Origin of the sequence: Aneurinibacillus terranovensis DSM 18919, from assembly GCF_000430625.1 — a bacterium.
GTDB lineage: Bacteria > Bacillota > Bacilli > Aneurinibacillales > Aneurinibacillaceae > Aneurinibacillus_B > Aneurinibacillus_B terranovensis.
Genome location: NZ_AUMJ01000028.1, coordinates 64,860 through 75,911, shown reverse-complemented (window position 1 = coordinate 75,911; position 11,052 = coordinate 64,860). Strand labels below are relative to the sequence as shown.

The window sequence follows — 11,052 nt, the reverse complement described above, 5'->3', positions numbered from 1 at the left end:
GGTAAGTACTCCAAAACCAAGCGCAGACGTTCCAAATCTCCCAACACTGCAATCTCATTCCACTGAAACAGCTTGAGTTGTGGTATAATAGCCATAACAGGCGACCCTCCGATACTTAAAATTGTTTTCGACAATTCAATTTTACCATGGATGGAGTCGCCTGTTTACTATTTACTACCATAAAGAGGCTGGGGTGGATTTTCGCTCTGCCTCTTTCTTTTATACATGAAAATGAAGTTTTTCCGCTTTTTTTGGGGGTAAAAATTTTTCTCCTGTATCTTTCAGCCCTTGTCCTGTCCGGCTTGCAGGACATCGCAATTAGCTCTAATACATAAACCGATTTTGAAAACGAATTCGATCAAACGTCTGTAAAGTTTCCTGTTCGATTCGCTTGCCAATCCGTGCCATCAGGCAGTTCGCCGGGTGGGAGCATATTTCCGGGTCATCTGTCGCAAACCACTCCAGCCCCGCTGAGGCCATAACCTTCTCCATAATTTTGCGGTAATCCCAGACGCTTAAGCCGGTTCCTTTTAAATCCCAGTGCCAGTAATATTCTGTGGTAAATACAATGTAATCCTCCATCGCGTCATCCAGAAAGGAAACCGCCAGCATATCTTCACCGACGTGCTGGTGGCGGAATTTGCTGCTGACTTCAATGGCCCCCAGCTCCAGCAAATTATCCATTTTCGCCTGGGACCATCTTTCCATTGGATCCGGGTACACAAAAGTTACATAGCCGATAATCGTCTTGTTATGTATGGCGAGAGTGACACGCCCTTCCGGTAGAGCGGAAATCTCCACGAGAGCTTTCTGCTGGTCGGCCGGCTTTCGAAAAGCGGTAAGGCCGTCATCCATCGTATAGGAGGCGATTTCTTCCACTGAGGCAGGGCCGCAAATAACAAGCTTTCCAAGCGTCGTTTCTTTTTCCCGCTGATAAAATGTTTTTCTATGTTCCATAGTATTCAACACCTTTTAACAATCTTTTCGAAAATTTAATTAAATTATACATGATTCTACATGGAAAAATTGCGAAGATGTAGTGAACTGTAGAAAAAGTGGGTAAAATATTTTCAAGCTAGAAATTGCAAAATAGACAGACTATTTGTTATAATAAGAATATCGTAAGGGTTTTCATAACAGATAGAGAGGGAAAATAAAACGATAATGATATTGGGGAGGGGCTTGTGGATATGAATGAAACGGTTCAACAGAAAAGAATCTCGGTGGTAGGCAGCGGTTACAATATGGCTAACTACGAAGAAACGTACCGGAACTTTTCCTGGGATGATGTTGAAAAAGAGTTTACCTGGTATGCGACAGGAAAAGTAAACATGGCACATGAAGCGATCGATCGCCATGCCGAAGGTTGGAGAAAAAATAAAGTTGCTCTGTATTACAGCGACAGTAAACGCGAAGAAAAATACACGTTCCTGGAAATGAAGAATCTCTCCGATAAGTTTGGCAATGTCCTTCGCAACTTGGGCATCGCAAAAGCTGACCGTGTCTTTGTTTTTATGCCTCGCACGCCTGAACTTTATGTAAGCATTCTGGGGGCCATTAAAGTCGGAGCGATTGTTGGTCCGCTTTTTGAAGCTTTCATGGAAGGTGCGGTACGCGACCGCCTGCAAGATAGTGAGGCTGTTGCCATCGTAACTACACCGGAGCTGCTCCCACGTATCCCTGTTTCTGAGCTCCCTGCTCTGAAACATGTCATTCTGGTTGGCAATGAGGGAGAACTTGCAGATGGACAAGTTAGCTTTGAAGAGGAGATGGCAAAAGCATCGAGTGATTTTGAAATAGAATGGGTGGATCGTGAAGATGGATTAATCCTGCACTATACATCCGGTTCAACCGGCAAACCCAAAGGTGTACTTCATGTACATAATGCGATGATTCAGCATTATCAAACGGGTAAATGGGTGCTTGATTTGCAGGAAGATGATGTGTACTGGTGTACAGCCGATCCGGGCTGGGTTACAGGTACATCGTACGGAATTTTTGGGCCATGGCTGAATGGGGCTTCCAATGTGATTCGCGGCGGACGGTTCAGCCCACAGGATTGGTATTCCACAATTGAAAAATATAGTGTAACCGTATGGTACAGTGCGCCAACCGCTTTCCGGATGCTAATGGGGGCGGGGGATGAGGTGGTTAAACAGTATGACCTGTCCAGCCTGCGGCATGTGTTAAGTGTAGGAGAGCCACTTAATCCGGAAGTTGTACACTGGGGGATGAAGGTATTTAACAAACGGATTCATGATACGTGGTGGATGACAGAAACAGGGGCACAGATGATCTGTAATTATCCGGCGATGGATATCAAGCCCGGATCGATGGGTAAACCGTTCCCCGGTACAGACGCTGCCATCGTGGATGACCAGGGGAATGTGCTTCCGCCGAATCGAATGGGGAACCTCGCACTTAAAGTAGGATGGCCGTCAATGATGCGCCGCATATGGAATAATCCTGCGAAGTATGAAGAATACTTCCGCTTAAACGGCTGGTATGTATCCGGTGACTCTGCCTATATGGACGAAGAAGGATACTTCTGGTTCCAGGGTCGGGTTGATGACGTAATCATGACAGCTGGCGAGCGTGTCGGTCCGTTCGAAGTAGAAAGCAAACTGGTTGAGCACCCGGCTGTTGCCGAAGCAGGCGTTATCGGCAAGCCTGACCCGATTCGCGGGGAAATCATCAAGGCGTTTATTGCCCTGCGGGATGGATATGAAAATACGGATGAACTCTTGGAAGAAATCCGTCAGTTTGTTAAGGTTGGACTCGCCGCGCATGCAGCACCGCGGGAAATTGAAGTTCGCGATAAACTGCCGAAAACACGTTCGGGTAAAATTATGCGCCGTGTTCTTAAAGCATGGGAACTTGGATTGCCGACAGGCGATCTGTCCACAATGGAAGATTAATAACGGAGTAACATGTGGAAGATGAATCACAAAATATAAAGCAAAGACAGAAACAAAAACAAAAAGGAAGGCAGGCCCGCAAGGCCTGCCTTCCTTTTTCGTGCGCCCGGCATGGGCATTATCTGTAGGGTTAGAGTCCCGAATGGTGAAGGCAGTAGTAGCCATAGCTTAAGGCAAGGGTGTCGATCGTGAGGTCGAATCTGAAGGAAGCCGGCGGCAAACCTCCGGTCTGAGGAACACGAACCTCATATAAGGCTAACATTCGTTGGATGAGTCTGCGAAACAAGACAAAGTCCATACTGCCGAAGGCGAATGAGAGTTGAAATTAAAAGTGAATCAAGAAAAGAGTGCGGTAGACCGTCCGTGGAAACGCAAGTTTCTCGGGTTCAGCTTCACCTCCCACCTCAAACCGAAAGTCCGTATCGCCCCTCAATCCTTACAACGAGTTAAACAGAAAATTCGTCAGATAACTTCCCGCACAAAAGTAAAAAGGCTCATCGTTTTAGGAGTGCCTAAAGGAAAAGCCTACGAATGGGGAAACTCCCGCAAGGGATATTGGCGTATTTCGAAAAGTCCTGTCCTACACAGAACGTTGGACAATCGATTCTTCGAATCGTATCAAATTAAGAGTCTGGCAAAACGATATGACTCCTTACGGAGACCGAACGGTACGTACGGTGGTGTGAGAGGTCGGGGGTTCATCGCCCCCTCCTACTCGATTCTTGCGATGTTATTGATGCTGAACTTCGTGGTTTTGCGTGTTTTTTTGGTGTGTCGATTTCTTTTGGACTCCTGGTACTGTGCTGTTATTCTGCTCTGTATTTGTTCCACTTTGCTTGTTATCAGGAGACGGCAGGTTGTCAGGATTTTGCTGATTGCCGGGCTGCTGCTGATTGTTTGCATTTGGCGATGGAGCCGGTGTTGAACCACCGTTCGGATTGGCGGGCGCAGTTGTTCCCGGTAAAGGGGAAGCGGTCGTCACCTCATTGCTGTATTCGGTAGGTACATATTTTTCGTTAAAGTAATCCGTTATCCCATACCCTGCTTTGCTCACATCGGATGTAGCCAATTTGCCGTTTCTCTTATCTACCGTTACTCTTACGATCCCATCAGGCATCTCCATTTTATGTGAAGCCGGAGACAATTCCGGTTCGGTTTGCGTAACTGTTGAGAAAATTTTGCCCCAAATATTCAGTGCATCTTTGCTGCGTGATTTTGGAATCGTGGTTGGTGTGTCGTAACCAACCCAAACACCGATGGAAACATCAGGGGAGTAACCGACAAACCATTTGTCTTTATCATCCTGAGTTGTACCGGTTTTACCGGCGACATCTTCGTTCCCGATATAGTCGGGAATTACTCCCGATGCTGTTCCTTCATGAACGACATTGCGCAGCATGTCGGTAATAAGCCATGCGGTTTGCGGTGAAAATACCCGTGTTGAATTGATTTGGTGCTGGTAAACCACTTGATGGTCGCTGTTTTCAATGCGTTCAATCATATAAGCCGGTATATAATTTCCTTTGTTAGGAAACGTCGCGTAGGCATTTGTAATTTGTTGGACGGTAAGCCCGTATGTTAGGCCGCCGATAACACCTGATGCGACTTCGTTATCGACATCCGTTAATGTTGTTACTCCCATTTTCCTGACGTAAGCGAGAGATGGTTTGATACCCGTCTTTAAATACGTTTTTATCGCCGGAATATTATAAGACCAGGTAAGAGCCTGCCTTGCCGTGACAGCACCATGCCAGTTGCCTCCGTCATTTTTCGGCTGCCAGCCATTAATGTTAATCGGCCCATCATCTATCACGCTGGCCGGTTGAACAAGTCCTTCCTCCAACGCGGGCGCATAGGCGGCGATTGGTTTCATAGAAGAACCGGGCTGCCTTGGGTGCATGGTGTGGGAATATTGCTGCGAGTCAAAATCGCGGCCTTCGATCATCCCGAGGATCGCTCCCGTTTTATTTTGAATAAGCGTAGCGCCTACTTGTTCTGGCTGATTGGAAAACTTCTTCCCGTTCACCCAGTAGGTTCGATTTGGTCCGAAATTGTTTGGATCGGAACCGATGGCCTGCATTTTTGTATATAATTTTTGATCAATGGTTGTGTAAATATGATAGCCGCCCTGCAGAATTTCTTTTCGCTTTTCTTCAATTAACGCTCGGGTGTTTTCTTTCTTTAGATCCGGATTTTGTGCGATATCTTGATTGACCAGAGCTTCTGCTGCCTGTTGCTCAATTTCCATCATCAGATAAGGGTATTTCTCGTACGCTTTTTCCTTCGGTTTCGCCAGATGAGCCGCGATGTCGTATGTAAGAGCGTCTTCGTATTCAGCCCTTGTAATTTTATTATTTTCCAGCATGCGGGTAAGGACGACCTTTTGCCGCTGCAGGCCGGCTTTGAGCCCGCTTTTTCTAAACGGTATGTAATTCGAAGGGGCCTGCAGCATGCCTGCCAGATATGCAGATTGGGCAATGTTTAAATCTTTCGCGTCCACTCCGAAAATTCCCCGGGCGGCCGCCTCGACTCCATACACGTTAGACCCGTTCGCGCTTTTTCCGAAGTACATTTTATTTATGTATGCGTTTAGAATTTGTTCCTTAGTAAACATCCGTTCTACCCGCAGCGCCAGAAATATCTCCTTGAATTTACGGTCCATGGTCTGTTTGGGCGTTAGGATTGTTTGTTTAATTAACTGCTGTGTCAACGTGCTTCCACCGGTCTGGACCGAAGAACCGGTAACTTGTTGAATCCCCGCACGCATAATAGCAGAGGGAACAACACCGTGATGCTCATAGAAATACTTGTCCTCCGTTGAAATAATCGCATCGATTAAGTGTGGTGAAACCTTGTCAGCAGTCACTAGTCTTCTGTCTTCATCCGTACGAAGCTGGCCGATGAGAGTATTATCTCTAAAATAGGCAAAACCGGTTAAATTGTTTGTATTTAATTTGCTATTAATTTCATTATAGCTTCGCACGGGGTCGGATTTGACCAGAGAAGCGACATATCCGGTTGCCGCACCGCCTGCGAACAGTACACCCATTAAAAATAAAAAAGTGAAAACTTTTACGATAGTAATTAAAGTTTTCCATATGTTTTTGCCGGGTTTCCTTGAACTGTTCGAGGATTCTGTCTGTTTCTCCATCTAATTCCCCCTTATGATAACAAAGACATTATAACATAAAGACGCTGTATGAGGATAAAGGTTGCATCCAATCCCCCCTTTTGGTTATTATGAGATAAGGAATGAATTTATATCAACATACATTTGCGATGAAGGCGTATAGTAGTAATCTGAATCCGGAACGTACAGAGAGTCGGTGGATGGTGGAAACCGGCCCGGTCAGAAAATGAAGTACAGCGTCCGAGTAAATATCTGCTTTTCTAAAGACACAATGTCCGCAAAGAAGCAGACGGTCAAACCCGGCCGTTATTTTCTTAAGTGAAGAGCGTTTAGTTCTTAATGAGGGTGGTACCGCGAGCCAGGACTCGTCCCTTACCAGGGGACGGGTCTTTTTACCGTTAAGGAAAGTATATGTTGCTTTACAGTGTTAAAGCAACATATACTTTCCTCCATGGGTCACCTGAGAAAAACTCGCGGGAGTGTGCCGAACGTTGCTTTTCGATGTGGAGCGTGTGGCCGGAAGGCCGATCAGACCGACAATTGTCTCCATCATTGAGGTACCCGGATGTTTTGTCGGTCCGACCTTCCGGTCACTAAGCGGCCGTTTCGCTTCCCTGCAGAAAAAGGACGAGCGGCAACGCCCGCGAGTTTTTCTCATTTGTAGAGTTTATTAGAATCGAGGGATGTCATATGAATGAAGAAACAAAAGGAAAGTTAACCGGGGACCAGGAGCGTGAAGTGGAACGCCAGATGACTTATATTCGCCGTGGAACGGCCGAGATTGTACCCGAGGAGGAAATGCGCAAAAAAGTGGAGCGTTCCGTTCTGACCGGCAAGCCCCTTAAGGTTAAGCTTGGACTCGATCCATCGGCGCCGGATATCCATGTCGGTCATACGGTTGTCCTGCATAAGCTGCGCCATTTCCAGGAGCTCGGTCATACGATTCAGCTTGTCATCGGTGATTTTACCGGCCGCATCGGCGACCCTACGGGGAAATCCGAAACGAGAAAACAGTTGACGGAAGAACAGGTCAAGGCAAATGCAACCACTTATGTAGAACAGTTTGCTAAAATTTTGGATATGGATAAAGTGGAGGTCCACTATAACAGCACCTGGCTCGCTCCTATGAATTTTGCGGATGTTGTCACCCTATCAGCCAAGGTAACGGTAGCGCGCATGCTGGAACGCGATGATTTTGAGAAACGCTACACGAGCAATCAGCCGATCAGTATCCACGAATTTTTCTATCCGCTGATGCAGGGGTACGACTCGGTTGCGCTTGAAAGCGATGTAGAACTTGGCGGAACCGACCAGAAGTTTAACCTGCTGATGGGCCGCCAGCTGCAGAAAGAATACGGGCTGGATCAGCAGTGCGCACTCACGATGCCGATTATTGAAGGGCTTGACGGCGTACAAAAAATGAGCAAAAGCCTTGGGAACTACATTGGAATCAGCGAGCCGCCGAATGAGATTTACGGGAAGGCTATGTCTATTCCCGATGAATTGATGGGTAAATACTATGAATTGGCTACCCATGTCACGCTTGACGAGCTGGCGCGCATTAAAAGCGGACTGGAAGATGGAACGCTTCACCCGCGGGACGCAAAAATGCGTCTGGCCCGGACATTTGTGGAAATGTACCATGGAGAAAAGGCGGCGGAAGAAGCCGAAAACCATTTTACAACCGTTTTCCAACAGCGCGCGCTGCCAACCGACATTCCGGAAAAGGCTGTTTCTGCAGGCGAGCTGGATAACGGAAAAATGTGGATTGTAAAGCTGCTGGTTTCCCTTAAACTCTGCTCTTCCAACGGAGAAGCGCGCCGCATGGTCCAGCAGGGTGCCGTGAAGATTAATGAAGAAAAAGTGGCATCGGTAGACGATCAAGTGGCGGTAGAAGAAGGGATGATTGTCCAAGTAGGAAAGCGCAAGTTTGCGAAGGTGACGGTTGAGCTTGGAGGCAGGTAAGGGAGTAGGCTGAACGTCCCTTCGCTTTTCACTGGTTCCACTATTTTCTTTATGCGGTTAAAGAGATTTGCTCTTAAATCTAAATTTCCCCACAGGCCTTTCTATACGACCTTATATAATGCTGAACAAAATGAAAAGGTAAAACAGCTACATACAAAGGCTATTTTACCTTTTCTACATCTATCCCGTTTATACAAAGTGGATGGTTTGGGATATTTGGCCGAATGAAGCTTTCTATGATCGCACTCATAAATCCATTCAGTTGCTTTGGTCGTATGGATTCCCGTGCGCTTTGCCTTCTTCGGCCAGCATGGAGGCCATATACATAGACGCTTCTGCAATGAAAACCACGGGAATTTTGGTTATTTCTCTTGCCCCCTGCAGTCCCGGATCGCCGTAGCAGGCGATTACACTTATATTTTGCTTCACTTTTCTATCTTAGTTATACCGCCAAGAGAAATATATTTTATATCGAGGTATTCCTCGATCCCATATTTGCTCCCTTCACGCCCTAACCCGGATTCCTTGACGCCTCCAAATGGAGCTTGAGCGGTTGAAGGCAATCCATCATTCGCACCCAGGATTCCATATTCCAGCCGTTCGGCAAGGCGAAACAGTCTACCGACATCTCGTGTAAAGAAGTAAGCAGCTAATCCATAGCGGGTACTGTTTGCTTTTTGAATGACTTCTTCTTCTGTGCTAAAGGGAAGAATGGCCGCGACAGGCCCAAATGTTTCTTCACAGGATACTTTCATCTCCTCGTTGACATTACTCAAGAGGGTTGGAGGATAAAAGTAGCCTTTTTCTAAGCCCGCACGGTTTCCTCCGACGATGAGTTTGGCGCCTTTCATTATTGCATCCTGAACATGCTCGTCTACTTTCCGGACAGCAGAGGGTTCAATCAGCGGACCGACAGATACTCCTTCCTCGAGGCCGTTCCCAACCTTCATAGCCTCTAATCGTAAAGCTAATTTCTCAGTAAATAGCTCTGAAATCTCCTCATGTACATAGAAACGATTGGCAGCGACGCATGTTTCCCCCATACCTCTCATTTTAGCTAATACCGCATGAGAAACGGCTTCGTCCAAGTCTGCATCCGGGAATACAATAAACGGGGCGTGCCCACCTAATTCAAAAGACACGCGTTTCATTGTATCTGCTGCTTGTTTCATCAAAAGTTTTCCAACGGAAGTGGAACCGGTAAATGAAATTTTACGTACACGCACATCATCCATGAGAACGCGTGTTAACTCAACTGGATCTGTTCCAACCACGATTGATAATACGCCTTTTGGAAGACCTACTTCCTCAAAAATCTTTGCGATTTCCAAAGCGGATAGAGGTGTCAATTCCGAAGGTTTTACGATCATTGTACATCCAGCAGCAAAAGCTGGACCAATTTTTCGTGTAATCATGGCCGCCGGAAAATTCCATGGCGTTATGGCTGCTGTTACTCCAACAGGGCGTTTCATTACCAAAATTCTTTTATCTTTGGAGTTCGAAGGAATTGTGTCTCCGTAAATACGCTTGGCTTCTTCAGCAAACCACTCAAAGAACGAAGCCGCATATGCAATTTCTCCACGAGATTCAGCAAGAGGCTTTCCTTCTTCCAGCGTCATAATCCGAGCAAGTTTTTCTGTGCGTTCCCGCATCAATTTAGCTGCATCCGAAAGTATCCTGGCCCGTTCAGACGCAACAGTGTCAGCCCAATCTGATTGAACATGGACAGCGGCTTCAATAGCTTGCTTCATTTCTTCGGGCCCCCCATTGGGGACCTGGGCAATCACTTCTTCTGTGGCAGGGTTGATTACATCATATTTTTTTTTATTATCGACCCAATTTCCTCCGATATATAACGGGTAGTTATCTAAAATAGACATGCTTTTCCCCTTTTCTATGAATTAAAATACAACGACAAGCCGGGATGCTTCTCCTCTGGCCAGACGATCAAATCCTTCATTAATTTCATCTAAAGATAAGGAATCCGTCAGCAATTTATCAACCGGTAATCGGCCTTGTTTGTATAGTTCAATAAAGCGAGGAATATCTCGAGACGGTACACAGCTTCCGACATAAGAACCTTTAAGCGTACGTTCTTCAGCCGTTAAGGTTACTTGCGGGAAAGAGAAATGATGATCGGGGTGAGGCAATCCTGTGGTTACTGTTGTGCCTCCCCGTTTTGTAATTCCGTATGCTACATTCATAGCTGGAACTACACCAGCGGTTTCAAACGCATAGTCCACGCCGCCGTTTGTGGCAGCTTTAATTAAAGAAATTACCTCAGGATCTTTAGAATTAAACGTATCAGTAGCACCTAATTGAAGGGCTTGTGTTAACTTTGCGTCATTGACGTCTACCGCTACAATTCGGCTTGCTCCTGCTGTTACAGCCCCAAGAAGAGCACTTAATCCAACACCACCGAGACCGATTACAGCAACTGTGCTTCCCATTTCAATTCGAGCAGTATTTACGACAGCTCCAACACCTGTAATGACCGCACATCCGAAAACGGCAACTTTGTCAAATGGAATCTCGGGATCTACCTTAATCAGAGAATTTCTGGAAACGACAGCATATTCAGCAAAAGCAGAAACCCCTAAATGGTGATGAACCGTTTTTTCGTTTAAATGAATCCGCCGTTCACCGCTTAATAGAGTTCCAACTGTATTGGCCTTAGCTCCTGGTTCACAAAGCGCAGGACGGCCTTCCTGACATGGAAGACAATGACCACAGCTTGGAACAAAGGCGCAAACAACATGGTCACCAGGCTTTAAGTCTGTAACCCCTTCTCCTACTTTAACAACGACACCAGCCGCTTCATGACCCAATGCCATAGGCATAGGACGAGGGCGACTTCCATTAATAACGGATAAATCGGAATGGCAAAGACCAGCTGCCTTAATTTGAACCAGTACTTCTCCGCGCCCAGGATTATCTAATTCTAACGTTTCAATTTTAATCGGACGACTTTGCGCATAAGGGGCTGGTAACCCTAATTCATGAAGTACGGCTGCACGGATTTTCATAATTACTTAACTC

General features: G+C 46.4%; 8 protein-coding genes, 1 pseudogene and 1 other annotated feature. Of the genes and pseudogenes, 3 read left to right on the top strand and 6 right to left on the bottom strand.

Annotation, left to right across the window (positions count from 1 at the left end; all coding sequences use genetic code 11):
- Positions 1-324 precede the first annotated feature (324 nt).
- Positions 325-957, bottom strand: a complete 633-nt coding sequence (locus H525_RS0106445) for a hypothetical protein (RefSeq protein WP_027415537.1) — start codon at positions 955-957, stop codon at positions 325-327.
- Between the two features lie 233 nt (positions 958-1,190).
- Between H525_RS0106445 and acsA the strand changes: the two genes are divergently transcribed.
- Positions 1,191-2,918: an acetate--CoA ligase gene (acsA, locus tag H525_RS0106440; RefSeq protein ID WP_051330848.1), complete on the top strand. Its 1,728-nt coding sequence runs from the start codon at positions 1,191-1,193 to the stop codon at positions 2,916-2,918.
- Between the two features lie 316 nt (positions 2,919-3,234).
- Positions 3,235-3,576 (top strand): annotated as a pseudogene (locus tag H525_RS28450) (group II intron reverse transcriptase/maturase); the annotation flags it as partial.
- A gap of 72 nt (positions 3,577-3,648) precedes the next feature.
- On the opposite strand, the gene H525_RS23035 reads toward H525_RS28450, so the two are convergent.
- Together H525_RS23035 and H525_RS27070 are read right to left on the bottom strand one after the other, a co-directional pair.
- Complete coding sequence (locus H525_RS23035) at positions 3,649-6,069, bottom strand: transglycosylase domain-containing protein (protein ID WP_051330847.1); 2,421 nt, start codon at positions 6,067-6,069, stop codon at positions 3,649-3,651.
- 119 nt (positions 6,070-6,188) lie between these two features.
- Positions 6,189-6,424, top strand: a binding site (T-box leader).
- A gap of 51 nt (positions 6,425-6,475) precedes the next feature.
- Entirely contained in the window at positions 6,476-6,706 is a 231-nt protein-coding gene (locus H525_RS27070) for a hypothetical protein (protein WP_155837165.1), read from the bottom strand.
- Between the two features lie 32 nt (positions 6,707-6,738).
- Here H525_RS27070 and tyrS point away from each other — a divergent pair, with 32 nt between their 5' ends.
- Complete coding sequence (gene tyrS, locus H525_RS0106430; protein ID WP_027415535.1) at positions 6,739-8,013, top strand: tyrosine--tRNA ligase; 1,275 nt, start codon at positions 6,739-6,741, stop codon at positions 8,011-8,013.
- 258 nt (positions 8,014-8,271) lie between these two features.
- Here tyrS and H525_RS28930 read toward each other — a convergent pair whose 3' ends face one another.
- From H525_RS28930 to H525_RS0106415, 3 genes are read right to left on the bottom strand one after another with little or no spacing between them, the layout of a single operon-like run.
- Positions 8,272-8,442: an aspartate/glutamate racemase family protein gene (locus H525_RS28930; RefSeq protein WP_155837164.1), complete on the bottom strand. Its 171-nt coding sequence runs from the start codon at positions 8,440-8,442 to the stop codon at positions 8,272-8,274.
- A complete protein-coding gene (locus H525_RS0106420; protein ID WP_027415534.1) occupies positions 8,439-9,893 on the bottom strand; it encodes an NAD-dependent succinate-semialdehyde dehydrogenase in 1,455 nt (484 codons plus the stop codon). Before H525_RS0106420 ends, H525_RS28930 begins: the two co-directional genes overlap by 4 nt.
- Positions 9,894-9,914: 21 nt before the next feature.
- A complete protein-coding gene (locus H525_RS0106415) occupies positions 9,915-11,039 on the bottom strand; it encodes a zinc-dependent alcohol dehydrogenase family protein (RefSeq protein WP_027415533.1) in 1,125 nt (374 codons plus the stop codon).
- Between the last annotated feature and the right edge of the window lie 13 nt (positions 11,040-11,052).